The 25,286-nt window shown below is 42.1% G+C and carries 29 protein-coding genes and 3 riboswitches; of the genes, 9 read left to right on the top strand and 20 right to left on the bottom strand.

Going from position 1 to position 25,286, the window contains the following annotated elements; translation table 11 throughout:
* Positions 1 to 63: 63 nt before the first annotated feature.
* On the bottom strand, positions 64 to 690 hold the full coding sequence (locus tag AC0OMU_RS04105; RefSeq protein WP_003232442.1) for a cell wall hydrolase: 627 nt from the start codon (positions 688 to 690) through the stop codon (positions 64 to 66).
* A gap of 298 nt (positions 691 to 988) precedes the next feature.
* Positions 989 to 1,183, bottom strand: coding sequence for a hypothetical protein (locus AC0OMU_RS04100; RefSeq protein ID WP_015383518.1), 195 nt, complete (start codon positions 1,181 to 1,183; stop codon positions 989 to 991).
* 165 nt (positions 1,184 to 1,348) lie between these two features.
* On the opposite strand from AC0OMU_RS04100, the gene AC0OMU_RS04095 reads away from it, so the two are divergent.
* A complete protein-coding gene (locus tag AC0OMU_RS04095; protein WP_003232446.1) occupies positions 1,349 to 1,534 on the top strand; it encodes a YkvS family protein in 186 nt (61 codons plus the stop codon).
* Between the two features lie 120 nt (positions 1,535 to 1,654).
* On the opposite strand, the gene AC0OMU_RS04090 is transcribed toward AC0OMU_RS04095, so the two are convergent.
* From AC0OMU_RS04090 to AC0OMU_RS04050, 9 genes are all read right to left on the bottom strand, one after another.
* Complete coding sequence (locus AC0OMU_RS04090) at positions 1,655 to 1,945, bottom strand: YkvR family protein (RefSeq protein ID WP_015483168.1); 291 nt, start codon at positions 1,943 to 1,945, stop codon at positions 1,655 to 1,657.
* Between the two features lie 689 nt (positions 1,946 to 2,634).
* Positions 2,635 to 3,570: a glycosyl hydrolase family 18 protein gene (locus AC0OMU_RS04085; protein ID WP_474240927.1), complete on the bottom strand. Its 936-nt coding sequence runs from the start codon at positions 3,568 to 3,570 to the stop codon at positions 2,635 to 2,637.
* 95 nt (positions 3,571 to 3,665) lie between these two features.
* Complete coding sequence (locus tag AC0OMU_RS04080; protein WP_015483167.1) at positions 3,666 to 3,893, bottom strand: LysM peptidoglycan-binding domain-containing protein; 228 nt, start codon at positions 3,891 to 3,893, stop codon at positions 3,666 to 3,668.
* 15 nt (positions 3,894 to 3,908) lie between these two features.
* Entirely contained in the window at positions 3,909 to 5,108 is a 1,200-nt protein-coding gene (ykvP, locus tag AC0OMU_RS04075) for a spore protein YkvP (protein WP_474240926.1), read from the bottom strand.
* 320 nt (positions 5,109 to 5,428) lie between these two features.
* Positions 5,429 to 5,926, bottom strand: a complete 498-nt coding sequence (queF, locus tag AC0OMU_RS04070; protein WP_003218613.1) for a preQ(1) synthase — start codon at positions 5,924 to 5,926, stop codon at positions 5,429 to 5,431.
* A gap of 17 nt (positions 5,927 to 5,943) precedes the next feature.
* Positions 5,944 to 6,675 (bottom strand): 7-carboxy-7-deazaguanine synthase QueE, encoded by a 732-nt coding sequence (gene queE, locus AC0OMU_RS04065; protein ID WP_003232460.1) that lies wholly within the window; start codon positions 6,673 to 6,675, stop codon positions 5,944 to 5,946.
* Positions 6,668 to 7,117 carry a 6-carboxytetrahydropterin synthase QueD gene (gene queD / locus AC0OMU_RS04060; protein ID WP_474240925.1) on the bottom strand — a complete coding sequence of 150 codons (450 nt, stop codon included), beginning with the start codon at positions 7,115 to 7,117 and terminating at the stop codon, positions 6,668 to 6,670. Before queD ends, queE begins: the two co-directional genes overlap by 8 nt.
* Complete coding sequence (gene queC, locus AC0OMU_RS04055) at positions 7,110 to 7,769, bottom strand: 7-cyano-7-deazaguanine synthase QueC (protein ID WP_014476630.1); 660 nt, start codon at positions 7,767 to 7,769, stop codon at positions 7,110 to 7,112. The genes queD and queC overlap by 8 nt, the downstream gene beginning before the upstream one ends.
* Positions 7,770 to 7,898: 129 nt before the next feature.
* Positions 7,899 to 7,943, bottom strand: a riboswitch (PreQ1 riboswitch).
* Between the two features lie 126 nt (positions 7,944 to 8,069).
* Positions 8,070 to 9,113, bottom strand: coding sequence for a YkvI family membrane protein (locus tag AC0OMU_RS04050; RefSeq protein WP_015383514.1), 1,044 nt, complete (start codon positions 9,111 to 9,113; stop codon positions 8,070 to 8,072).
* 365 nt (positions 9,114 to 9,478) lie between these two features.
* Between AC0OMU_RS04050 and clpE the strand changes: the two genes are divergently transcribed.
* The 3 genes from clpE to motB all read left to right on the top strand — a co-directional run bounded on the left by clpE (position 9,479) and on the right by motB (position 13,530).
* The gene (clpE, locus tag AC0OMU_RS04045; protein WP_047182535.1) at positions 9,479 to 11,578 is read left to right on the top strand and encodes an ATP-dependent protease ATP-binding subunit ClpE; all 2,100 of its coding nucleotides are present in this window, start codon (positions 9,479 to 9,481) and stop codon (positions 11,576 to 11,578) included.
* Between the two features lie 382 nt (positions 11,579 to 11,960).
* A complete protein-coding gene (gene motA, locus AC0OMU_RS04040; RefSeq protein ID WP_003238984.1) occupies positions 11,961 to 12,773 on the top strand; it encodes a flagellar motor stator protein MotA in 813 nt (270 codons plus the stop codon).
* Positions 12,745 to 13,530 (top strand): flagellar motor protein MotB, encoded by a 786-nt coding sequence (gene motB, locus AC0OMU_RS04035; protein ID WP_003232473.1) that lies wholly within the window; start codon positions 12,745 to 12,747, stop codon positions 13,528 to 13,530. The genes motA and motB overlap by 29 nt, the downstream gene beginning before the upstream one ends.
* A gap of 39 nt (positions 13,531 to 13,569) precedes the next feature.
* Here motB and mhqR read toward each other — a convergent pair whose 3' ends face one another.
* Entirely contained in the window at positions 13,570 to 14,007 is a 438-nt protein-coding gene (gene mhqR, locus AC0OMU_RS04030; protein ID WP_015383512.1) for a MarR family transcriptional regulator MhqR, read from the bottom strand.
* A 192-nt stretch (positions 14,008 to 14,199) separates the two neighbouring features.
* Between mhqR and kinD the strand changes: the two genes are divergently transcribed.
* On the top strand, positions 14,200 to 15,720 hold the full coding sequence (gene kinD, locus AC0OMU_RS04025) for a sporulation kinase KinD (protein ID WP_072557174.1): 1,521 nt from the start codon (positions 14,200 to 14,202) through the stop codon (positions 15,718 to 15,720).
* A gap of 27 nt (positions 15,721 to 15,747) precedes the next feature.
* Here kinD and AC0OMU_RS04020 read toward each other — a convergent pair whose 3' ends face one another.
* A complete protein-coding gene (locus AC0OMU_RS04020) occupies positions 15,748 to 16,179 on the bottom strand; it encodes a hypothetical protein (protein ID WP_015383510.1) in 432 nt (143 codons plus the stop codon).
* A gap of 85 nt (positions 16,180 to 16,264) precedes the next feature.
* The gene (gene spo0E, locus AC0OMU_RS04015) at positions 16,265 to 16,522 is read right to left on the bottom strand and encodes an aspartyl-phosphate phosphatase Spo0E (RefSeq protein ID WP_003218598.1); all 258 of its coding nucleotides are present in this window, start codon (positions 16,520 to 16,522) and stop codon (positions 16,265 to 16,267) included.
* A 202-nt stretch (positions 16,523 to 16,724) separates the two neighbouring features.
* On the opposite strand from spo0E, the gene AC0OMU_RS04010 reads away from it, so the two are divergent.
* On the top strand, positions 16,725 to 17,045 hold the full coding sequence (locus AC0OMU_RS04010) for a YkvA family protein (protein ID WP_181219017.1): 321 nt from the start codon (positions 16,725 to 16,727) through the stop codon (positions 17,043 to 17,045).
* A 47-nt stretch (positions 17,046 to 17,092) separates the two neighbouring features.
* On the opposite strand, the gene mtnD is transcribed toward AC0OMU_RS04010, so the two are convergent.
* From mtnD to mtnE, 5 genes are all read right to left on the bottom strand, one after another.
* Positions 17,093 to 17,629, bottom strand: a complete 537-nt coding sequence (mtnD, locus tag AC0OMU_RS04005; protein WP_015383508.1) for an acireductone dioxygenase — start codon at positions 17,627 to 17,629, stop codon at positions 17,093 to 17,095.
* A 14-nt stretch (positions 17,630 to 17,643) separates the two neighbouring features.
* Positions 17,644 to 18,273 (bottom strand): methylthioribulose 1-phosphate dehydratase, encoded by a 630-nt coding sequence (locus tag AC0OMU_RS04000; protein ID WP_029726989.1) that lies wholly within the window; start codon positions 18,271 to 18,273, stop codon positions 17,644 to 17,646.
* A complete protein-coding gene (gene mtnX / locus AC0OMU_RS03995) occupies positions 18,231 to 18,938 on the bottom strand; it encodes a 2-hydroxy-3-keto-5-methylthiopentenyl-1-phosphate phosphatase (protein ID WP_327844339.1) in 708 nt (235 codons plus the stop codon). Before mtnX ends, AC0OMU_RS04000 begins: the two co-directional genes overlap by 43 nt.
* Positions 18,935 to 20,152 carry a 2,3-diketo-5-methylthiopentyl-1-phosphate enolase gene (gene mtnW / locus AC0OMU_RS03990; RefSeq protein WP_181219013.1) on the bottom strand — a complete coding sequence of 406 codons (1,218 nt, stop codon included), beginning with the start codon at positions 20,150 to 20,152 and terminating at the stop codon, positions 18,935 to 18,937. Before mtnW ends, mtnX begins: the two co-directional genes overlap by 4 nt.
* An 84-nt stretch (positions 20,153 to 20,236) precedes the next feature.
* Positions 20,237 to 20,337, bottom strand: a riboswitch (SAM riboswitch).
* 38 nt (positions 20,338 to 20,375) lie between these two features.
* Positions 20,376 to 21,572, bottom strand: a complete 1,197-nt coding sequence (gene mtnE / locus AC0OMU_RS03985; protein ID WP_474240924.1) for a methionine-glutamine aminotransferase — start codon at positions 21,570 to 21,572, stop codon at positions 20,376 to 20,378.
* A gap of 94 nt (positions 21,573 to 21,666) precedes the next feature.
* Between mtnE and AC0OMU_RS03980 the strand changes: the two genes are divergently transcribed.
* From AC0OMU_RS03980 to mtnA, 3 genes are all read left to right on the top strand, one after another.
* Positions 21,667 to 22,446, top strand: a complete 780-nt coding sequence (locus tag AC0OMU_RS03980) for a carbon-nitrogen family hydrolase (RefSeq protein WP_047182533.1) — start codon at positions 21,667 to 21,669, stop codon at positions 22,444 to 22,446.
* A gap of 83 nt (positions 22,447 to 22,529) precedes the next feature.
* A riboswitch (SAM riboswitch) is annotated at positions 22,530 to 22,686 on the top strand.
* Between the two features lie 92 nt (positions 22,687 to 22,778).
* On the top strand, positions 22,779 to 23,972 hold the full coding sequence (gene mtnK / locus AC0OMU_RS03975; protein ID WP_474240923.1) for an S-methyl-5-thioribose kinase: 1,194 nt from the start codon (positions 22,779 to 22,781) through the stop codon (positions 23,970 to 23,972).
* 7 nt (positions 23,973 to 23,979) lie between these two features.
* Entirely contained in the window at positions 23,980 to 25,041 is a 1,062-nt protein-coding gene (mtnA, locus tag AC0OMU_RS03970) for an S-methyl-5-thioribose-1-phosphate isomerase (protein WP_021479417.1), read from the top strand.
* Positions 25,042 to 25,074: 33 nt separating this feature from the next.
* Here the strand turns inward: mtnA and AC0OMU_RS03965 are convergent, their stop codons facing one another.
* Complete coding sequence (locus tag AC0OMU_RS03965) at positions 25,075 to 25,200, bottom strand: hypothetical protein (protein ID WP_003232500.1); 126 nt, start codon at positions 25,198 to 25,200, stop codon at positions 25,075 to 25,077.
* Between the last annotated feature and the right edge of the window lie 86 nt (positions 25,201 to 25,286).

Genomic DNA, 25,286 nt, shown 5'->3' with positions numbered 1-25,286 from the left:
TTATTTTATTTTTACTCTTTATATGAAAAAAAGCACAGCTGAGACAAATTGTCTCTTCTATGCTTAGACGGCAAAAACGTGTCTGCCGATTTTTTCTACGATTTTTCTTGAACGAATCCAATTATCTGACGCTGTTTTCGGATTATAAAAGAATATGGCATCTGTTTCTCTATTTTTTGAGGACAGCGCTTCTTCGGCAGCTTCAATCGATTCTTTATCAGGCTTTTGGTTAATGCTCCCGTTTGCGACCGGTTCAAAGGCGTTTTTCTGATAAATAACCCCTCTTATCGTATCAGGAAAACCTTTTTTCTCCGTCCTGTTCAGTACAACGCTTGCTACAGCGACCTTGCCTTTATATGATTCTCCTTTGGCCTCTGCGTGAACGAGACGGGACAGCAACTCTTTTTCAGACTGTGTATATGTTTCTTTCTCATCATTTGTTTTGTCGGGTTTATCTTTCTCTTTCTTTTCAGTGTGTGCTGATAGCTTAATCGGTTTTATTTTCTTGTCCTTATCAGCAGACAGTGAAGGGAAAGATTCATTCGTATTTCGATCTATATGTGTAAGCCATTTCGCTTCTTCATGTTTTGTCTTCTTTGCGCTCAGTAGTGAAGCTTGTGTATGCTCAATTTTGGCTGCAGGCATGAAACAAAGAAGAAAAACAGCCAGAGCAGTGAATTTCGTTGTCATACAGTTTCCTCCTTAAAGTGCTCCAAAAAACACTTCATAACCTTAACAAGAGATCCATTCATTTTCACGGAAAAAGATTTTCCAACTCTCCCAAGGAGGTATCAGGATGGAATAAAGAGGATGACTCACTGCTTAATGGCAAAAAAACAGTCTGAAATTCTATAAATATTGTCAAATTAAAACATGTTTATCCATCTTTGGCACTTTACATTTTATTTACACCTGTTACAGACAGCTGTAATAAAAGGCTTGTATTCTGTCATATATGATAAAAAGGCTTCTCACGTATGAGAAACCTTCAGCTTCTTGGCTGTTCTAAGTATTGAAAGATAACATCTCCGCCTTGCTGGGCAATTCCTCGGAAATGTTTAAAATCATCTTGTTTAGATAACACGGCCCTGAAATTAAGAAAATGCTCTTTCTGGACTCTCAGTTCGGTTATGGCGCCGGTGCGCAGCTGTTCAATCATTTCTGTTATTTCTTCGGGACGCAACGAAAATTCCCCCCTTTTCTTTCTATTGACGAAAATCAATATATCATCTTTATAGCGACAGAACAATTCATAAGGGAGATAAAACTCCTTATCGCTTTACTTCTCAATGAAAATACTGCAAAATACTTTCAAAAGGCATTATTATGTTTAAAGGAGAGGAAGCTTGTGAAAATCGCTAAGGTTGGGAATGTCATTGAATTTAAAAACGGATTAACCGGTGTTGTTGAAAAAGTAAATGAGAATTCTGTTATCGTTGATGTGACAATCATGGATAACTATCGGGATCTTGAGTTAGATTCATTGACAGTTGTTAATCATAAAAATTATAAGATCATCAGAGACTCCTATTAAAACCTCCTTATTTCCACATTTATTCAAAAAACTGCAAGACGGACAATTTAACACCTTACATATGAAATTCGCTTTCTCAAAAGCTGCCGGCCGGCAGCTTTTTTACATAAAAAACACCGATCATGAATCGGCGTTTTTTTCTATTTCCGTTATTTCTATATAGAACTCGCTGACGGACCCTGGTTCGTACAGGTTGGTCAAAGATGTTGAATAATTTGTCATTTCCCCCCGGAAGGCAAGATCGCGTTCCGGAACCTCGACATTAAACGTTTTTTCATACAACAGGACAGCGATATCATGGTAAGTCTCACTCGTAACGTTTAAGGTAAATGCAATTTTACGCTTCGGCTCGCTCTCCTCTTGATATGCAGCCATTTCTAACGTTACATTGTTTAACCGCAATGTCTTCACTTCATATCACTCCTTTATAGTCCATGCATCTTAGCATACCTTAGCGAATATTTACAATGAATCTGTTCTTAACGGTTATATGAACCAATTCATTCGAAAAGACATCTTTACAAACGTATGTTCGTTAAATTATAATAAAACAGACGAGCTGCCATCCAGCATCCCGTCTTTTCATTAGAAAGCGGCGAGTGGAATTCCCCCCGGATTCGCTCGTCTTTTTTATGTAAAACCCCCCTCATTTCTGTGGAGAAACTATATGGTCGATTATCAACAAGTCATGGTTCTCCATGCGTACCTTGGCGCCGAATTCCCCATCCTTTAATGAGATAACCCCGCATCCATTCAGGAAGTATATGAGGTAAGTTTTTAAAGTTCTAGTTATTCGTGCGCTTCCATATCGATCCTGAACAATTCTGAATGAAATGCAATAATCCCGCTATCAAGGTAGCGTGTGTATGACATAAATCATGGAAGCAGAATAAATTCAAGTCATCCGTAATTACTTGAAATGCGTTCTATAACATAAGTTTGAATGTGTATTTCAAGGCCTCGTATAGAACATTTCGGGACAAGGGTCTATGGAATGCCCTCACTGTTTTACCCGCACTCGTAATAAACACCTTTCAGTATGTCCAAGATTTAGAGATTCATTGCAATTATCTTCGAATTTTGCTTTGAACTATAAATCATTATATATTTTTAAACACTGTATTCCAGACTGACGCATCCTCTTGTCCAAGACTCCAGCTGCCAAGACCTTTCAGATTATATTTTTGAGCGAGTTTTATTTTTGCTCTGAGTGACTGTTCATTTTCAAACCATAATGTATATGTTCCCGAAGGCAACAGCCCCTTGTTATCGTGATTGACAGTAAAAATAGCTTTTGGAGATTGACTCTTTGTGTCAAAAATAATTGTCCCGTTATGCCTGTTTACTAATGAGTCAACAAGGTAAAGGGGAATGGCTTGAGAGGCAGATTGGCCTTTCATCCAACAGCGGCCATAGAATGGCAATCCTAAAACTAGTTTTTGAGGAGAGATTTTTTGGGTCAGAGCATATTGAATGGACTTTTCCACCCATCCTACACTTGCAGTAGGCCCAGCAAGGTGGCTTTCATCGTAGGCCATAATCATAAGGTAATCTGCATATTTAGCTAAATACTCGTAATCATATGATCCGTGCCAGCCCTTCGTCCAGCCAAAAGGATTTGCCGCCACTGCAACTGATACTTCTTTATGTCTAGGAATACTTTTTCTTACCAGTCTAACAAAATCTATAAATAGATTCCGATCTTTTTCTGTAAGGTTTTCTATATCGATATTAACTCCGTCCAAATCCAGTTCTTCTATTGCATGAGAAATTTGTTTAGCTAAAAGAACTCGGTTCATTAATGCAAATCGTCCCAAATCCTGATCCCAATGATTGCTTAGAAAAGGAACTACTTTTAATTTCCTTCTATGAAGAGCTTTAATCACATCGGGATTAGCTGAACGGAGAAGTAATGATCCATCTTTTCTGATATAGAAAAAATCAGGAGACACAACATTTAATACTCCGTTCGTTTGATCAACGTGTTGAATAAAATCCCATCCTAATCCAGAATAGAAATAGCTCATTTGAAACATCTCATAACCCCTTCATCCTCAAAAATATCAATTCCCTACAAATAAAAAAATGAGGATTATCGTTTCAATTTGTTTCGTTTCCGAAACCTCAAAGATTACCTTTCTTTTATCTTTATAATTTGTCCAGGATAAATTCTATCTGAAGAAAGCTTATTAAGATTCATAAGTTGTTGTACCGGGATATTGAAGGATTTAGAAATCGTCCATAATGTATCGCCGGATTCCACATGATATACTTCGTATGTCACGGGAAATTCCATATAACGAGGCGTTCTTTTTACTTTATTCGCTTGATTTCTTATTTTAGGTATTTTCCCCTTCATTCATATTACTCTCCTTTAGAAAAATTTGTTATCAATATTTCTAAACCGTTTCTCTCTAATCTTAATGATTTGTCCAGCATATATTTGATCTGATTTGAAATGATTAAGCTCCATGAGCTGCTGCAGGGAAACATTATACTTCCTGGCAATTATTGATAATGTTTCACCAGGAGTAACATGATGGATCACGTATTTTTCTTTGAGAACATCTACATAATGAATGGTTTCCCCTAAGTTTCTTATAATTCCTCTGCTTTTTAGCACCTCAAGCATTCTCTCGGCTCTATGCAGATAGGAATCATTCTTTACAGCCTTTTTACCGTTTATCTGAATCTTTTTTCTCTCGCTATCATGATTCAAATAGTATTTCACCTTTTCCAATGTTTCTTTTGGGGAGGAAGAAACGATGAGATCGCGGCCAGGTTTGAATTTACCTCGAACTGCTGGTGTATCCGATGTCAATAAAAACCCCCCGGAACCAAGAATCTCATAGGTGCGTTGCGTAAGTTGGCTTTCACAGTTTTGCAAACCGATAATGATTTTTGCTGAACTGTAAACTTTATATGCTTCAGTATAATCAAGGTATCCATGGATCCAATTGCGGGGAATTTCTCTTCCTATATATTTACTCATTTTTTCCCAGTTTCTCCCCCAAAAATCAATGCGAATACCCTTCCGTATAAGAGGACGAATCAGCGTTTTTAAAGAGGACGAACGGAACACTTCCGGATGTTCTTCAAGAAAATTAGGGTAAGCATTAGCCACCACTGCTATATCACAACTGTATTTTGCTAATGGTTTAATCTGGTGATGTATACTTTCGTGAAATGCAAAGTCTAAGTGAGCTGCTTTAATCCCCATGCTTTCATAAGTTTTACACAGAGAAGGCGTAACCGTGAAAACAAAATCTGGTTTCATCTTTTTAATTAACGGGATAGTAAAGTTTTGAGTGTGCAGCGGGTCTTCAGTTGCCCAATAAACGAGAGGGATATTCACCTTTTTAATAGCGTTGCGAATCCAGGCCTGCTTTTCCCTTGAATGCTCTGGTGTCCATCCCATAGATACTATTAGATCTGGTTTAAATTCGTCTATCATTTCAGTGATATTTTCCCGACTTACAGGACCGGAAATCATTACGGTATGTCCTGCTTCCCTAAACCCATTCGGTAAACCATAGAGCCACATGGGATGACTCTCAAGGAAAAGAATTTTCACACATTTCCATCCTCTCTTTCACTTTTTAATGTCTACTTTATTGGTATGTATATGTAATATAACTTGTCGCGGTACTAGTCTATAAAAAAACGTTCAGGTGTGAGATCACGTGATAGCTTGTGTGGGATGCCCCACAAAAAAAGAAAGCAACCTACAACATATTTTCCTATGATTTTGCTAGCCTTTCTGCCAAAATACTTTCGTTAATAAATTGTTTTTGTGCTTAAAAGAAAAAGACGTACACATTTGTACGTCTTACATTACCTCTGCAATAGCAATTTATTTGCATAAAAGTCATAATAGGCACGCTTGTATAGTGATTAACGATTATCAATTGTCTCCGGATACAAATCATGGTTCATCATACGGTATTCGGCCATTTTCTCATACTTCGTGCCAGGCTTTCCGTAGTTTGTGTACGGGTCAATGGAAATTCCGCCTCTTGGCGTGAATTTGCCCCATACTTCAATGTAGCGCGGGTCCATTAATTCGATCAAGTCATTCATGATGATGTTCATGCAGTCCTCGTGGAAGTCACCATGGTTTCTGAAGCTGAATAGATACAGCTTTAATGATTTGCTTTCCACCATTTTTTCATCAGGAATGTAGCTGATGTAGATTGTCGCAAAGTCAGGCTGCCCTGTTTTAGGACATAAAGATGTGAATTCCGGACAATTGAATTTTACAAAGTAATCACGGTTTACATGTTTATTCGGGAAGGATTCCAGCACGTCCGGTGCATATTCGAACAAATAATTTGTACCTTGGTTGCCTAGCAATGTTACACCTTCTAATTCTGATTCTTTTCTTGTCGTCATGTTCATCTTCCTTTCTATTATACTCCGCGTTTGTTGCCCCATAACAGGGTGTGCAGCTGCGGGAGCACTCTGACGAGATTCAGCTCTGCATCGACAGCTACCTTATCAACAAGCGCTTCATATTTTCCAAGCAAATGTGCAATCAGTGACTGATCATCTGTCGTATGCACGTCATCATTTCCGACTTGTAAATAAAACGGGATTCCCGGATACCGCTTGTGCACAGTTTTGGCAAATTCCAGATCTTCATCATTAAAGATGACAACCTTCAAGCTGACAGCATGCTGTCTATCATTCTCTTGAAGTGAAGTTAAAATGTGGTCAAGCTTTTGAAAGTTCGTTACCATTTTTGAGCTTGGCGGTTTTGGAGAAATTGTCAGGTCATCAATCAGCGTAAACCAATCCTGATAAACGGTCCCTTGAGTTTCAAGCGCTGCACGGATGTTATTTTCCTTCAGCAGTTCAATAAAAGCATCCAGCTGTTTTAACAGGGCCGGGTTGCCGCCTGAGATCGTCACATGAGAAAACGCGTCTCCCCCAATGTCCTTAAGCTCCGCAAAAATCTCCTCCGCCGTCATCCAGCGAATATCTTTTTTTGCAGACCCGTCCCAAGTGAAAGCGGAGTCACACCAGCTGCAGGAATAATCGCAGCCGGCTGTCCGGACGAACATCGTTTTCTGTCCGATCACCATGCCTTCTCCTTGAATCGTCGGGCCGAAAATTTCTAATACAGGAATTCCTTTAGCCATTCAAACCACCCTTTTTCGGACGGTAGACACAGTAGCTTGTCGGTGTTTCACGGACAAACACCTGTACACAGGTCGGCTTATTCTCCAAAGTGTCTAAATAAGCCTGTACGTTGTCATAAATCGTTTTCGCCACGACTTCAGTTGTCGGCAGCGAATACCGGTCGTCCTGAGAAAAATCTTCATGATCATTTAATAGCGTGTGATCATAGTTTCCGTGCACCAGTTTTTTGAGTACGCTGAAATTGACGAGGAAGCCGGAATCGTCAATTTCGTCGCCGGCAACGGTTATATTTACGGTATACGTATGCCCGTGAACCCTGCTGCACGCTCCCGCACTTTCCCTAGGGATAAAATGAGCGGCTGAGATATGCATGTCCTTATTCAGTTCAAACGAATAAGGATGCTGGGCCTGCGGATAAATTTGAGATAACAATTTATGCACGCTCTCCTTTCATCACCATATATTCTTCATAACCTTTTGAACGAAGATGACATGCCGGACATTCGCCGCAGCCGTCGGCGATGATGCCGTTATAGCATGTCAGCGTGTTGTTTTTCACAAACTCCAGCGCGCCAAGCTCATCTGCAAGCTTCCACGTTTCCGCCTTATTGAGCCACATGAGAGGCGTATGAATCACAAACGGCTTCTCCATCGCCAGATTTACCGTTACATTGCAAGATTTCACGAATTCGTCACGACAATCAGGGTAACCGCTGAAGTCTGTCTCGCAAACTCCTGTAATAATGTGGCGCGCGCCAATTTGGTAAGCCAGGATAGACGCAAAGGATAAGAAAACCAAATTGCGGCCTGGAACGAATGTGGATGGCAGTTCGCCGTCTTTTACTTCTATCTCAATATCATTTCTAGTCAGGGCATTCGGTGCAAGCTGATTTAAAAGTGACATATCAAGCAAATGATTTTTCACACCAAGCTTTTCCGCAATGGATTTTGCCACTTCAATTTCCTGCGAATGTCGCTGATTATAATGAAAAGTCACCGTTTCGACTTCTTCGAATTCTTTTAAGGCCCACAGTAAGCATGTGGTGCTGTCTTGGCCGCCGCTAAATACGACAATTGCTTTTTCTTTTTTCATGATTCCTCTCCTTCTCCGCAATAAAAACGTCGGCGAGAGACATCGCTACAGCTAATTCACGCAAAAAAACACCTTTTTTCGGAAGGTGCTCTAGAAAAACATAAAAAAGGCCGTATCCAAGGATACAGCTCGTCCTTAGTTTTTTATAGAGGGTGTAGCTAGAACCTCTCCCGCATATCGCACGGATTTTCTTCAATTTTTTCACTTCTGCTATCTTACCATAATGTTGTTTTTCTTGACAATAAAAAAGTCAGTCCCCGGTTCGTGCTCTATAGTGACGGTTTGTTTCATTATATATATTTATAAACTGCGCCGCCGAGGAGCTTTTTTGCAAAGCAAAGCGCCTATGAAGGCCAGGCTCACATAGCCAAACAAGGGATAAATCGTTGAAATAAGCCTGCCGTACCCTATTTGGCTCGTAATATAAGCCGTGATCATAATGGCCGCAAAGATATATTTGCTTTTCACTGGAAGAAAGCTTTGCACTTGTTTTTCTAATCCATATAGATTACCGATAACTGATGTGAACACTTCTCCGAAAATAATGAGTAAATAAATCAAATGGACAGATCGTGCAAAGAGATAAACCACTTGCGCCATCGGTATATCATACAAAAATACATCCGGAAGAGTCGACAAAGACAGAAAACTCGCGGACAGCACAATCGTCAGCATCGTGCCTCCGATTAAAGCGCCTTTTTTTATCACTTTCTCCGATGACATTTCATTCGCCAGCGGAACCAAAACCGCTTGGGCAAGCGATAAATTCAAAGCCCCGTAAGAAACAGCTGATAACAGCCAATCCCAGCGATGCGGCCAGACCCACTGAGCTGCGTTTCGTGATTCGCTGAATATAAAAGAGTCGGCCACCACAATCATTGAAAAGATGATTAAAAGAGGAACAACAAACACATTGACACCGAAAATGCCTTTTACTCCTCTAGTCATTACAATTAAACTCAGACCGATTGTAATGAGCATCCCAATCTGAGCGGACATCCCCAACTGTTCCTCAAAAAGCGCCCCTGCCCCTGAAAGCATAACAGATGTAACTCCAAGGAGAACAAACAGCATAAATACATTGATAATCCGCCCAGCCGTCGCCCCGAACAAAAATATGTTCATTTCTTGATATGACTTGGCATTGATTCGCTTTGAAATGATCATCAGCTTGGCCCCCAGTAACGTAAACATTCCGCCGCTGACGAGAATGCCGAATAAACCGAACCAGCCGAACTTCAGAAAAAACTCAACAATTTCCCTCCCAGTCGCAAATCCAGCTCCGACTACTGTGCCGACATACACAAAAGCAAGCTGACTTGCAGACCCTTTTGATTGTTCCATTTCTTCCCTCCGAACGAACCGCAGTTTTGTCCATATATGCCTTTTTATAACCTATGAGACAAGTTCCTTGAAAAGACGAAGAAAACATGTTTTACTTTGTAACAAATCAAAAATTTTTTGTGCATAAGACTTGAAAGTCAAAGATAGTCAGAGTATACTATTAATCAAAGTTGGTCAAACAAACCGGCCTTTTTTAAAAATCAATTGGTCAAAGATAGTCAAATATTCAGTCTGCTTTGAGCATATTGGTTTAAATGCCGTTAAGTTTGCCGTATACTAATAGTCAAAGAAGGTCAAATCCAATAGACCTTTTTATTCACTTTCATTGGTCAAAGAAGATCAAATTATTAAGGAGGTTTTGGCAAATGCGTTGTCAACATTGTCATCAAAACGAGGCGACGATTCGCCTTAACATGCAAATAAATTCCGTTCATAAACAGATGGTTCTTTGTGAAACTTGCTATAACGAACTGACCCGTAAACCTTCAATGAGTATGGGTCCTCAATCTTTCGGATTTCCGTTTGAACAGGCATTCCAGCCGAAAGAACAGAGCGCAGCAAAACAAAGCGGAAAAAAAGGGTTGCTTGATGAGCTGGCTCAAAATATTACAAACGGTGCAAAAGCCGGTCTCATTGACCCCGTCATCGGCCGTGATGATGAAGTGGCGCGAGTGATCGAAATTCTAAACCGCCGGAACAAAAACAATCCGGTTCTTATTGGTGAGCCGGGTGTAGGGAAAACTGCCATCGCTGAAGGGCTCGCTTTAAAAATTGCTGAAGGTGATGTTCCAAACAAACTGAAAAACAAAGAGCTGTATTTGCTTGATGTTGCATCCCTTGTTGCAAACACAGGGATCAGAGGCCAATTTGAGGAGAGAATGAAACAGCTGATCACTGAGTTGAAGGAACGAAAAAATGTCATTCTGTTCATTGATGAAATTCACCTTCTCGTCGGCGCAGGCTCTGCAGAAGGATCAATGGACGCCGGCAACATTCTCAAACCGGCCCTAGCCAGAGGCGAACTGCAAGTCATTGGCGCGACAACACTGAAAGAATATCGTCAAATCGAAAAAGATGCCGCACTGGAAAGACGTTTTCAGCCTGTCATGGTGCAGGAGCCTTCAATTGAACAGGCTATCCTCATTCTGCAAGGGATTAAAGACAAATACGAGGCGTACCATGGCGTAACATTCAGTGATGAAGCAATCAAAGCGTGTGTCACTTTATCTTCCCGCTACATTCAGGACAGACACCTGCCGGATAAAGCAATTGATTTATTAGATGAAGCAGGTTCAAAAGCCAACCTGTTAATTGATGAATTGAATGATGAGGATGCCGCTGAACGCTTAACTGCAATTGAAGCCGAAAAAACAAAAGCCCTGGAAGAAGAAAATTACGAACTGGCGGCAAAACTCCGTGATGAAGAACTCGCATTGGAGAAAAAACTGAACAGCTCCTCCGCTCATACCGCTGTCACTGTGGAAGCTGAGCACATTCAGGAAATTGTTGAACAAAAAACAGGCATCCCTGTCGGCAAACTGCAGGCAGACGAACAAACGAAAATGAAAGAGCTTGAAGCAAAACTTCATGAACGCGTGATCGGACAAGAAGCCGCTGTTCAAAAAGTGGCAAAAGCGGTAAGACGAAGCCGCGCCGGATTAAAATCCAAAAACAGACCAGTCGGCTCCTTCCTCTTCGTCGGTCCTACCGGCGTAGGGAAAACAGAGCTTTCTAAAACACTGGCAGATGAATTATTCGGGACAAAAGACGCTATTATCCGACTCGATATGAGCGAATACATGGAGAAACACGCCGTATCTAAAATTATCGGTTCACCGCCTGGATATGTCGGCCATGAGGAAGCTGGACAATTAACTGAGAAAGTGCGCCGCAATCCTTACAGCATTGTGTTGCTGGATGAGATTGAAAAAGCACACCCAGACGTTCAGCATATGTTCCTGCAAATTATGGAGGATGGCCGTCTGACAGACAGCCAAGGCAGAACCGTAAGCTTCAAAGACACTGTGATCATCATGACAAGTAATGCGGGTGCTGGTGAGAAACAAACGAAAGTCGGTTTCCAATCAGATGACAGTGTCATCGAAGAACAAACATTGATTGATTCACTGAGCATGTTCTTTAAACCTGAGTTTCTCAACCGTTTTGACAGCATTATTGAGTTCCGCTCATTGGAAAAAGAACATCTTGTCAAAATCGTCAGCCTTCTTCTTGGAGAACTTGAAGAAACATTGGCTGAACGGGGCATCAGCTTGAATGTGACAGATGAAGCGAAAGAAAAAATCGCTGAGCTGGGCTATCACCCTTCATTCGGTGCACGTCCGCTTAGAAGAACCATCCAAGAATGGGTTGAGGATGAAATGACCGATCTGCTGCTTGATAATGGCGAGATCACAAGTTTTCACGTGATTTTAGAAGATGATAAAATCAAAGTGCGAGCGAAATAACAATCAGCGGTTTCCTTTTAGGAAGCCGCTTTTTTTATGCTTTCATACTCTTGACTTAGAAAATACCGTCCCTTCCCCTGAAGCGCTACTTCCCTTCATCCTTTACACTTTTTTTAAGGAGGGATGGAACATGTTTATATACAGTGAATATGTATTTCTACTATTATATGAATACCATCTGAAGGACAGCTTGCAAGCAAGCTGCCAATTTCAGTAGATCCCCGGGCTTTTCAATTTTGGAGAGCCCGTTTTTGTTTATTTCTCCCTTCTATGCCTCTTCCTTGAATATTTCATGAACAAATTCACAATGTCCCTAAAGTTCCGGGCACCAAAACCGATATTAACCATAGACAAGCTAGTAAAAAAGGATTTGGTGAAAACTATGGATAAAACTTCGTTAATCGGTATTATTCTTGCTTTTGTGGCATTGAGCGTCGGGATGGTTCTGAAAGGCGTCAGTTTCAGCGCCCTTGCAAACCCCGCTGCGATTTTAATTATTATCGCCGGGACAATCTCAGCAGTCGTTATTGCGTTCCCAACAAAAGAAATTAAAAAAGTGCCTGCGCTGTTTCGAGTGTTATTTAAGGAAAATAAACAGCTCACAATAGAGGAACTCATTCCTATGTTCTCTGAATGGGCTCAGCTTGCACGCCGCGAAGGTCTGCTTGCTTTAGAAGCAAGCATTGAGGATGTAGATGATGCTTTCTTGAAAAACGGGCTCAGCATGGCTGTTGACGGGCAAAGCGCGGAATTTATCAGAGATATTATGACAGAGGAAGTCGAAGCAATGGAGGACAGGCACCAAGCCGGAGCCGCTATTTTTACACAAGCGGGAACGTACGCCCCGACACTTGGAGTACTCGGTGCTGTAATCGGGCTGATTGCCGCTCTCTCTCATATGGATAACACAGATGAGCTTGGACACGCTATCAGTGCTGCCTTTGTTGCCACACTTCTCGGTATCTTTACAGGGTATGTGTTATGGCATCCTTTCGCAAATAAATTAAAACGAAAATCAAAACAAGAAGTAAAACTGCGTGAGGTCATGATTGAAGGTGTTTTATCCGTTTTAGAAGGACAAGCACCGAAAGTCATCGAACAAAAGCTTTTAATGTATCTTCCTGCGAAGGACCGCTTGAAATTTGCAGAACAAGGAGAGGCGCAAAATGGCGAGAAAAAAGAAGAAGAAGCATGAGGACGAGCACGTTGATGAATCATGGCTCGTTCCTTACGCCGACATCCTTACTCTTCTCCTGGCATTGTTTATTGTGCTGTACGCGAGCAGCTCGATTGACGCAGCTAAGTTTCAAATGCTCTCAAAATCATTTAATGAAGTTTTTACAGGCGGCACCGGTGTACTGGACTACTCCAGTGTCACTCCTCCTGAAAACGAGTCAGACGGCATCGATGAAGTGAAAAAGGAAAAAGAAGAGAAAGAGAAAAACAAGAAAGAAAAAGAAAAAGCAGCTGATCAAGAAGAACTTGAAAACGTGAAGAGCCAGGTGGAAAAGTTCATCAAAGATAAAAAGCTGGAACATCAGCTGGAGACGAAGATGACTAGTGAAGGCCTTCTGATTACGATTAAAGACAGCATCTTCTTTGATTCTGGAAAAGCGACCATCCGTAAGGAAGATGTGCCGCTTGCAAAAGAAATTTCAAATCTTCTTGTGATTAACCCGCCAAGAAATATCATTATCAGCGGACATACTGATAATATGCCAATTAAAAATTCTGAATTCCAATCAAACTGGCATTTAAGCGTCATGAGAGCGGTAAACTTTATGGGGCTCCTGATTGAAAACCCCAAGCTCGATGCAAAAGTGTTCAGCGCCAAGGGTTATGGCGAGTATAAACCGGTGGCTTCCAATAAAACTGCGGAAGGCCGAAGCAAAAACCGGCGGGTTGAAGTTCTCATTTTGCCGAGAGGCGCAGCGGAAACAAATGAAAAATAGCAAAAAAGGAAGCCTTGTGACATATCAGGCTTCCTTTTTTTACTTATTATGAAACTGTTTTGCGTTTAATCCTACTCTTTTTAACATTTCGGTGCACATGTCTACCTCTTCTTCGCTTAATACGCTGATCATTTCATCAATTTCAGCAGCGTGATCAGGGAAAATATCGTTCAAAAGACCGATGCCTTTTTCAGTAATTTGTGCAAATGTCACTCGTCTGTCTGTAGGAGACGCTTTCCGAATGAGAAGTTCTTTTTGCTCCAGCTTATCTACAACGTATGTGATGCTCCCGCTAGCCAAGAGAATTTTATCTCCTATCTGCTGCAGCGGCTGATCGCCTTTATGGTACAAAAGCTCTAGCACAGCAAATTCAGTCGGATTCAGCCCATGCTTATGAATATGCTTATTCATATGATCGTTAATAGACCGATACGCGCGCGACAGCACGATAAATAACTTCAGTGATTTTTCTGTCATGTCTCAATCATCCTTTTAGAAACCGTTACAGAGAAACATTAATAAACAAAGACCAAAATGTCAATAAAAATCTTTCCAATATTTCTCTTCTTTTTTAAAATGTAAGCTTGCCAACACCTTTTTCTAATTTTTTTGGTTATTTTTTCTTATTAAAGAAGAAGAAACAATGATATAATACCTCTAATCAGGTGTATGTTGGAGCGATGCAAATTGAAAATACTAAAAGGCGCCTGCGGGAGAGTCAAACTTTATATCATACTAGTCGTGATTCCGGCAATCGTCATCAGCTTTTTCGTATATGAAAAAGAAAAAGATACAATAGCTGCAGAACATAAACAAGAAGCAAGTGTCCTGCTAAACCTTCACCGCAACAAAATCAATTATTTAATCGGAGAAACAATGGCGAGAATGACCTCCTTGTCCATCGCCATCGACAGACCGGTTGATATAAAGAAAATGCAGTCAATTTTGGAAAAGACCTTTGATTCAGAGCCGAGATTTTCCGGTCTCTATTTTCTCAATGCCAAAGGAGACGTCACCGCAAGCACAACCGAATTAAAAACGAAAGTAAACCTGGCCGACAGATCTTTTTTTACAAAAGCAAAGGAAACTAAAAAGACAGTCATTTCAGATAGTTATTCGAGCAGAATTACTGGTCAGCCAATTTTCACAATTTGTGTGCCTGTTTTGGACTCAAAACGTAATGTGACAGATTATCTTGTCGCAGCAATTCAAATTGATTATTTAAAAAATCTCATTAACTTACTGAGCCCTGATGTTTATATTGAAGTTGTGAACCAAGACGGGAAAATGATTTTTGCGAGCGGACAAGCCTCTCATGCAGAGGATCAGAAACCTGTCAGCGGATATCTGGATGATATCAGCTGGAATATGAAAGTCTATCCGAACCCGGTCACAATAGAAGAACTGACGAAAAGCCTAGTGCTTCCGCTTTCATGTATTATTGTTCTGCTGAATATCCTATTTATTCTCGTGCTGTATTATTTGCTGAAGCGGCAGACCCAGCTGGAGCGCTCAGAAAATGAGGCGCAAAAATTAGAGCTGATCGGGACGCTTGCTGCCAGCACAGCCCATGAAATCCGTAATCCCCTCACCGGCATAAGCGGCTTTATTCAGCTGTTGCAAAAGAAATATAAAGGTGAGGAAGATCAGCTTTACTTCTCCATTATCGAACAGGAGATAAAGCGCATCAATCAAATAGTGAGTGAGTTTCTTGTTCTCGGCAAGCCGACAGCTGAAAAATGGGAGCTGAACTCACTTCAGGACATTATCGGAGAAATTATGCCGATCATTTATTCTGAGGGCAATCTATACAATGTTGAAGTCGAATTACAGTATTTAACCGAGCAGCCCTTACTCGTAAAATGTACAAAAGATCATATTAAACAAGTGATTTTAAATGTAGCAAAAAATGGCCTCGAGTCAATGCCTGAAGGAGGCAAACTGACGATCTCCCTGGGAGCTTTAGATAAAAAAGCCATAATCAAAGTTGTGGATAACGGTGAAGGGATTTCTCAGGAAATGTTGGATCACATCTTCCTCCCCTTTGTTACTTCTAAAGAAAAAGGGACCGGTCTCGGCCTTGTCGTTTGTAAACGGATCGTGCTGATGTACGGAGGCTCTATTCATATTGAAAGTGAAGTGCGAAGAGGCACAGAGGTGACAATCACCCTCCCCGTATCCGCTTCATAGCCCCCCTGACCATGTCAGGAGGGTTTTTTATCTTCGTGACCGGGCATTGCCATTCGATTTGCTTTCTGGTCTGCCAGAAAAAAGGATTTTGATGAAACCCAACAGCATTTTCAAAAGCAAAAAAAACATAAAAAACACTAAAAAACCCTTTATACCTTCCGTGGCATCTAAAAACTCCATATTCCCTCTCCCCGTCACCTTTTGCTGAATCTCAATCGCAAATACGATGACAATGATGACTGTAACGGTATAGATAAAGGACAAGGCTGTCATACTCCATTTAGAAAGCCATGTAAACACAGCGTGAGTGACGCCGAAAAAGAATATGCCAAAAATGCCGATCACCCAAAAATGCATTTCTTTGTCAGTTAAATCAATGCCAAATATTCCGCATAAGGAAATAAAAGCATCATGAAATTGATTGACCATTTCGGTAATGAGAATCGCCAGTTCTTTCATTAGTTCCCTCTTTCATATGAATTTTTCCCAGAAAAAAAGAGCGCTTCCGAAAAGCTCTCTCTTTATATATGCATCTGATAGGCCGCTATTTATTTGCATCATATGCTGGCATAACATCTCTGCGGGGCCACAAGCCTAATTTCTTTACAAGGCCTTGAATCCCTTGGGAATGTTCGTTTTCTTGCATAAGCTGGTGATATTCATTTATTAAACAATCCAGCTCCTGACTGTGCCTGATCGTGTCATGCCCTGTAAATCCCTGCTTTCTAGCGGCATCTATCATTAACTTTCTTTTTTCATCAATAGACACCAACAATCTTTCTTGTTCAGAAGAACCGCCCATTCACTTCACCCCTCGCCGCTAAGAAATAGGAAACAAGTTTGATTGGGTTATTGTGCATTATTACAGATTATACTTTATTTGTAAACATATTTTCATTAAATAAGTTAATTTTTCAGGTATAATAGATATATTGATAGGATTAGAAGAACAATACCCAGGAGAAGAATATCTTAAACACGCCGCCAGGCAGGAGGTATGCCCAATGAAGAAAAAGAAAGCAATTATGCTCGGAGCGGCAGGCGGAAAAGCAATTTTGAAAAGGAAAAACCGAAAAAAATGTATTCAGCACATCACTACTTTTTTTCAGATGCTTCGCGATTGGCGAAATGGCGACTACCCTCGTTCACAGGTTAAAACACTTTTGCTGTTAACTGCCGCAATTCTGTATATCGTCATGCCGCTCGATATCATTCCAGACGTAATCCTCGGTATTGGGTTCATTGACGATGCAGCTGTTTTAGGTTTGATTTGGACACTGATTAAAAAAGAACTGTCACAGTATGAAAAGTGGCGTTTGCAATAAACAATAAATATAAAAAGCCCCGTTCGATGAACGGGGCTTTCTCACGCTTATTGATTCACGCTGTCTTTTTCATAAATCGGAACCCAGCCTTCAGTTGTGACAAAAATTCTCACCGCGACAACTTTGCGGTCCTCCTGAAGCGTGAAGTAATGGCGGATATTCTCAGGCACAGAGATTAAATCTCCAGGGTTTAAACGGACATCAAAAAACGTGCCGTCCTTGCCTTGAATGACAAAAATACCGTGTCCGCTTACAATAAAACGAACCTCATCGTCTGTATGGTGATGCTCTCTTTTAAAGTTTTCAAGCAGTTCATCAAGTTTCGGATTGCTGTCTGACAATGAAATAACATCCTGTGCTTTATAGCCGCGGCGGGTTGAGATATCCTTAATTTCAGTTTCGAAGGTATCAAGAATTTGCTGTTTTTCTTCTTCTGTCAGGTCATACTTCTCTGAAAGATGTTCCGGAAGCTTCGTGATATCCCATTGCTCATAAATAACCTCTTGACTGTCCAGAAAGCTTGCTACTTCCTCTTGATTTTCAATCGTTGTATTTGCCTCATCATGAATTTGAATTGTAGCCATTTCAATTCCTCCTTTTATTTAACCAGCTGATGCTGGAGTGTTTTCAATTTCAAATGGTAGCTGAACAAAAATTCATACGCTTCAAGCACTCTTTTTGCCTCAAATGCTGTTTTCCCCCAAGCCGTAATACCATGATTTCGGATCAGAACAGCTCCTGAATCTTCTGAAATTTCTTCCGCAAACAGTGCCGCAAGCGTCGGGATATGTGCTGGATTTTCTATAATCGGAATGGTCACTTCTGCGTTCTCTTCCCACAAGCCGAGTGCTTTTATAATTTCCTGGCCTTTGAATGTGATTTTCTTTTGGTCTCCGTATAACTCTGAAATCACATTATTGTTTACCGTATGGACATGCAGGCAGCATCCGGCATTGGTTTTATTGTACAAATGTGTATGCAAAAGCGTTTCTGCTGACGGTTTCAGAGAATGCCCGCTTTCAGCAGGCTCTCCGTTTTGATCAACCAGCAGAAAATCTTCAACCGTCTCTTTGCGTTTATCTTTTCCGCTTGCAGTGACGAGAAATGTTAAAGGCTCATCTGTAACCTTAATTGACAGGTTGCCGCTAGTCGCCGGAAACCAATCTCTCTCTGCCAATTCCCGTTTTACTTCAGCGAGCTCTCGCCAGCGTTCTTGTTTTGCAGCCATTCCTGTACCTCCTTTACATTCTCAATTTCCTTTCTGATCTCATAAAAATCTTGATACGGAAGATGATTGAGGTTTTGCTCTCGGCATTCGTTTAATAAATAATCCCTTGCAAAGCATAGGTCAGACAGCTTTGCTGCCTCCACATCTGTAACCGAATCACCGATCATGATGATATATTGATTCGGTTCAGAAAGTTCATGGATGACCGACGGCTTACAGCACCCGCATTGATTGCTGCAGGTGCCCTTGCAGGAATGAGGCCAGTCAATATGGATATAGTCATTGTCAAATGAAGCATGGTTGCAATAAATGCGGTCTTTCTGCACAATGCCTTCAAGCAAAGGATATACAAAAAAGTCCATTCCACCGCTTATGACATAAAACGGAATCTCGTGCTCATTGATAAATGCTACAAATTCCCGAAAGCCTTCCCTGATTTTTGCATCTTCCAATACAAAACTTGTAATCTCTTCTTTTAAACGGCTGGGCAGAAGGCCGAACATCCGCCCGACACCTTCCTTGATCGACAGCGTTTTGGAAAGCACGCCGTCTTTTAATGCCACCCACTCTGGGGGAGCAAATGTTTTCATGATATTTATAATGTTGTCGTTCATCGTGATGGTTCCGTCAAAATCACAAATAATAAAAGGTTTTCGAGTCGTCATACGGCTTCAACCTTTCCCCATTTATCTAGCGCAAGCTTAAGATCCTTGCATTGTTCGGCTTTTTCATCAATCGGCTGGGCCTCTAGGACTGCATCAATAATGGCTCTGAAGGCTCGCCCCCCGCCTTGGGCACCGTTCGGATGTCCATGTACGCCTCCTCCGGCGTTAATAATGTGGTCTATGCCGAAATCACGCATTAATAGCGGAACCATGCCGGGATGAATGCCTGCTGACGGAACCGCAAATGTTTGGTTAAAAGCATCCTCTCTCACACATTCTTCATGAATCGCCAGTGCGTCCGCTCTTGGAAGCGCAACCGAACCATATGGAGACGGAAAGAGGCTGAAGTCAGCACCGCAATATCGGTTTAATTTTCCGAGTAAAAGAGCGTGAGAAAAACCGTAAAACGGAGAAGACGTAAACGCCCCGCTGACTGCTGGATGCGCCATAATCGGAACTGGGATTTCAGGATCTTCCGCAAGGCCTTGCATAACGTCCAAGCCGTAAGCGAAGACATTAAACAAAAGCGCATCCGCTCCCAACTCGGCGGCGCGTCTCGCTTTGTCTTTCAGATCAGTCGTACGTCCGGTCAAATTCACCGCATACAGCGTTTTATGTCCGGTTTGCTCATACGTTTCTTTCAATATTTGTTTTCCTTCTGCAATTCTTGTTTCAAAAGGTGCTAGACCTGTCTCAAAGAAAATTTCATCGTCTTTAATCAAGTCAACTCCCCCAAGCGCCTGCTGCCGGAGCTGTTCTTTAATATCACTCAGGTCCCTTCCGATTACGCCTTTAAATATGCTCATTAACAGCGGTCTCTCAAACTCTCCCAGCAGCTTCCGGATGCCGTATACGCCAAACTTCGGTCCCGGCAGTGCACGCTTAAATGCTTCAGAGAAGTGAAGATCGATTAATTTGATTTTTCCGTCCAGCGACAGCTTGCCAAACACTGTTGTCAGCAAAGCCGGAATATCCTGAGAGAAATTGATTTCAGGATAGGCAATTGTGATGACCGCTTGTTTTTCTGATGCAGCAGTTCCCTCTCTCTCCTCAACTTTTATCACCCGCCCCTTGTGCTTTTGCATTTGCTCCTGTTTTACAAGGGGCAGATCAGTCCAGGAGCCTACTGTCAATCCTGTTGCGATTTGTTCTGCTTTCTTCTCTGTATCGGCTCCCGGTTCGGTCAGGAGATATGTCGCTAATAACTCACTCATGCCAGAGCTCCTTTCATTTTCATCCATATCAAAAAACCTCTTCAAACTGCAATCGCGTCTAAAGAGGTTTCGTTTCTCGTCCGAATCTTATCTCTCAGCCGCTAGCTGCAAGAATTAGCACCGTGCTTTATAAGTCGGTTGCCGGGCTTCATCGGGCTCGTCCCTCTGCCTGCTCTTGATAAGAAAATATAGATTTTATAAATTATTTTGAATTATCCCATCGTTATAAGGTCTTGTCAATGCTTTTTTGGGTAAACAGGTTCAGTTTGCCAATTCGATAAGCAGCTTCCTTAAGTCTTTCTTCACTTGTTAAAAGTCCGACTCTGACGTAGCCCTCGCCATATTCACCGAAGCCGTTTCCAGCCGCAACCGCCACATTCGCTTTTTCCAGCAAAAGATCTGAGAACTGCTCAGAAGTATAGCCTTCAGGCACAGGCAGCCATGCAAAAAAAGAACCTGCAGGAGCTGTTACATCCCAGCCGATTTCCCGGCATGCCGTGATCCAAGCGTTTCTCCTGCTCTCATACCTGGCATTTTGCTCTGCCACACACGTCTGATCGGCTAACAGTGCCTCTGCTGCAGCCTCCTGAGTCGCTCTGAAAAGACTGACAAACATATGGTCTTGATAAAGATTGATCGCTTCAATGACCGAAGCGTTTCCGACGGCAAAGCCAACCCGCCATCCTGCCATGTTATACGTTTTTGACAGCGTGTAAATTTCAATTCCGATATCCTTCGCACCTTCAGTCTGCAAAAAGCTTAAAGGCTTGCAGCCGTCAAATCCTACAGCGCCGTAAGCAAAATCGTGAACGACGCAGATTCCGTTTTCAGTCGCAAAACGCACGGTATCTTCAAAGAACTCGGAAGTAGCAACAGCTCCGGTCGGATTATTCGGATAATTTAAATACATCAATTTCGCCTGTTCCCTTGCTTCAGCGGCTACGCTGCTGTAATCAGGGAGAAACGCCCTGTCCTTTACGAGCGGCATCATTTCCATCTTTGCTTTTGCAAGTGTGACACCCGACCAGTAATCAGGATAACCCGGATCGGGAACCAAAATCGTATCACCGGGATTCAACAAGCATTGCGGGAGCTCGACTAGACCGGCTTTTCCGCCGAATAATACAGCGACTTCGGTTTCCGGATCCAGATCAATGCCGTATTCTCTTTTGTAAAATTCAGCAGCCGCTGACTTCAGACGGTATGAGCCGCGAAAAGACGAATATTTATGATTCTCAGGATCAGCAACAGCTCGTTTCATCTCCTCGACAATATGTTCAGGAGTCGGCTGATCTGGATTTCCCTGTCCTAGATTGATTACGTCATGTCCTTCTGCGAGCTTTCGGTTCACTTTCTGCACCAGAGAAGCGAAGAATTGTTTAGGCAATTCCTTCAATACATGAGACTGTTCAAATTTCATCTATTCTCACCTTCTAAAAAAATCTTGAAATGATAGTCCATCATCATATATGGTTAAATGAAAAAAGTAAAGAAAAATTTGGGGTGTTAAAAAGATGAAATGGACGATATCTTGTCTTCAATTTGATATTTCATACGGAAAACCTTCGGAAAATATAAAAAAAGCTGAATTTTTCATCGAAAAAGAAAGCAAACATGCTGATGTTCTTGTTCTGCCTGAATTATGGACGACCGGATATGATCTGGCCAATCTTGATGAACTCGCTGACGAAGACGGCCGCTCCGCTCAGAGCTGGCTGAAGAAAACGGCAAAAAAACATGGTGTTCATATTGTCGCCGGATCGGTCGCTGTCAGGGAGAATTCTGATGTTTATAATACAATGTACATCGCGGATAAGGAAGGGCAAATCATTAAAGAGTACAGAAAAGCCCATCTTTTTCAGCTGATGGATGAGCATCTGTATTTATCAGCCGGTTCCGAAGACGGATACTTTGAGCTTGACGGCGTCAAAAGCTCAGGATTGATCTGTTACGATATCCGTTTTCCGGAATGGATCAGAAAACATACGACAAAAGGCGCCAACGTGCTGTTTATTTCTGCGGAATGGCCTCTTCCCCGCCTTGATCATTGGAAAAGCCTGCTTATTGCGCGGGCCATTGAAAACCAATGCTTTGTCGCAGCCTGCAATTGTACCGGTTCAAATCCGGATAATGAATTTGCAGGTCATAGTCTGATTATTGATCCATGGGGGCGTGTACTTGCTGAAGGCGGCCGGGAAGAAGGCATAGTCCGAGCGGAAATTGACCTTCAAGAAAGCGCAGAAGTTCGGGAGAGCATTCCTGTTTTCGATGATATCAGAAAAGATTTATATTAAAAAATATATTGACAACTAACTAAATTACCTGTTACCATGTTCATCAACTGATAAATTAGAATTGTCAAACAAGTGAATATATTCTCTTATCGAGAGTTGGGCGAGGGATTTGGCCTTTTGACCCCAACAGCAACCGACCGTAATTCCATTGTGAAATGGGGCGCATCTTTTTCGCGCCGAGACGCTAGTCTCTTAAGGCACGGTGCTAATTCCATTCAGATCTGATCTGAGAGATAAGAGAGGCGGACATAGATGTTAAGCCTCCTTCTCTCTGAGAAGGAGGCTTTTTTACGGCCACATATTAAGTGATTACATAATTGGAGGTTATGATGATGGGAGTCACAAAAACACCTTTATACGAAACGTTAAATGAAAGCTCCGCTGTGGCGTTGGCGGTGAAGCTTGGCCTTTTTCCAAGCAAAAGCACGCTGACATGCCAGGAGATCGGAGACGGCAACTTAAATTACGTTTTTCATATTTATGATCAAGAACATGACAGAGCATTGATCATTAAACAGGCGGTTCCGTATGCAAAAGTGGTGGGAGAAAGCTGGCCGCTGACAATCGACCGTGCAAGAATCGAAAGCAGCGCTCTCATCCGTCAGGGCGAGCATGTGCCTCACCTGGTTCCAAGAGTGTTTTATTCTGATACGGAAATGGCGGTTACCGTCATGGAGGATCTCTCTCACCTCAAGATCGCAAGAAAAGGACTCATTGAGGGTGAAAACTATCCTCATCTGGCACAGCACATCGGTGAATTTTTAGGAAAAACACTTTTCTACTCATCAGATTACGCGCTTGAACCTAAGGTGAAAAAACAGCTTGTTAAACAGTTTACAAATCCAGAGCTATGCGACATTACGGAAAGACTTGTTTTTACAGATCCTTTCTTCGACCATGACACAAATGATTTTGAAGAAGAGCTCCGTCCTTTTGTCGAAAAGCTTTGGAATAATGATAGCGTTAAAATCGAAGCCGCTAAGCTGAAAAAGTCATTTTTAACGTCTGCAGAAACGTTGATTCATGGTGATTTGCATACAGGAAGCATTTTCGCAAGTGAACACGAAACAAAGGTGATTGATCCTGAGTTTGCTTTTTACGGACCGATCGGCTTTGATGTAGGGCAATTTATCGCCAACTTATTTTTGAACGCACTCAGCCGTGACGGGGCTGACAGAGAGCCGTTATATGAACATGTCAACCAGGTCTGGGAAACGTTTGAAGAGACGTTTAGTGAAGCCTGGCAGAAGGACAGTCTGGATGTTTACGCCAACATCGACGGTTACCTCACTGATACGCTCAGCCATATTTTTGAAGAAGCAATCGGATTTGCGGGCTGTGAGCTGATACGACGCACGATCGGCCTTGCCCATGTAGCTGACCTGGATACGATCGTGCCGTTTGATAAACGAATCGGCAGAAAACGCCTGGCGCTCGAAACCGGCACAGCCTTTATCGAAAAACGTTCGGAATTCAAAACGATAACAGATGTTATTGAATTATTTAAGTTACTTGTAAAGGAATGATCCATTCATGACCCATTCATTTGCTGTTCCACGTTCTGTTGAATGGAAAGAAACAGCTATTACCATTTTAAATCAGCAAAAGCTTCCTGATGAGACGGAATATTTAGAGCTGACGACGAAAGAGGATGTATTTGATGCGATTGTCACGCTCAAAGTAAGGGGCGCTCCGGCGATCGGCATTACGGCTGCCTTCGGACTAGCGCTTGCTGCCAAAAACATTGAAACAGATAATGTCACGGAATTCCGCCGCAGACTGGAAGACATCAAACAATATTTAAACAGCTCACGGCCTACCGCCATTAATTTGTCATGGGCGCTTGAGAGACTGAGTCATTCGGTCGAAAACGCGATTTCCGTAAATGAAGCAAAAACAAACCTTGTCCATGAAGCCATTCAGATTCAGGTCGAGGATGAGGAAACGTGCCGGTTGATCGGCCAAAACGCCCTGCAGCTTTTCAAAAAAGGCGACAGGATCATGACAATCTGCAATGCCGGCTCAATCGCGACAAGCCGCTATGGAACGGCGCTAGCTCCGTTTTACTTGGCCAAACAAAAAGATTTGGGATTGCACATTTATGCCTGTGAAACAAGGCCTGTCCTGCAAGGTTCACGCCTTACTGCTTGGGAGCTGATGCAAGGGGGCATTGATGTCACTCTGATCACAGACAGCATGGCCGCCCATACGATGAAGGAAAAACAAATTTCCGCTGTTATCGTCGGAGCCGACCGAATTGCAAAGAACGGTGATACGGCAAATAAAATCGGCACATACGGTCTTGCTATTTTAGCAAACGCCTTTGATATTCCGTTTTTTGTCGCCGCACCTTTATCTACATTTGATACAAAGGTCAAATGCGGCGCTGATATCCCGATAGAGGAACGGGATCCCGAGGAAGTCAGGCAGATTTCCGGAGTTCGGACCGCTCCATCCAATGTGCCTGTCTTTAATCCCGCTTTCGACATTACACCTCATGATCTCATCTCAGGAATCATCACAGAAAAAGGGATTATGACCGGAAACTATGAAGAAGAGATTGAACAGCTGTTTAGAGGAGAAAAGGTGCATTAAAAAACCGCTGGACTTTGCTCATTTGGAGCCGAGTCAGCGGTTTTTTTGTTTCTTTTTGTTAACATTGATGATTTCATCTTTTTGAGCGCTTGATAAGATATGCAGTTTCACAAACAGTTCGGCAAAAACGGCAAGTTTCTCAGAGCGGCTCGGCTTCAATTGCTTTGTCCTCCTTTTTCATCAGACCAACTTTTTTAACTTAATAAAATGATATGTCGGCCGTGAAAAAAAGGGAACGTGCCATA

The organism is Bacillus sp. FAU18 (genome assembly GCF_056033885.1).
The sequence above is the reverse complement of the archived record's forward strand: the minus strand, read 5'-3'. Positions and strand labels throughout refer to the sequence as shown.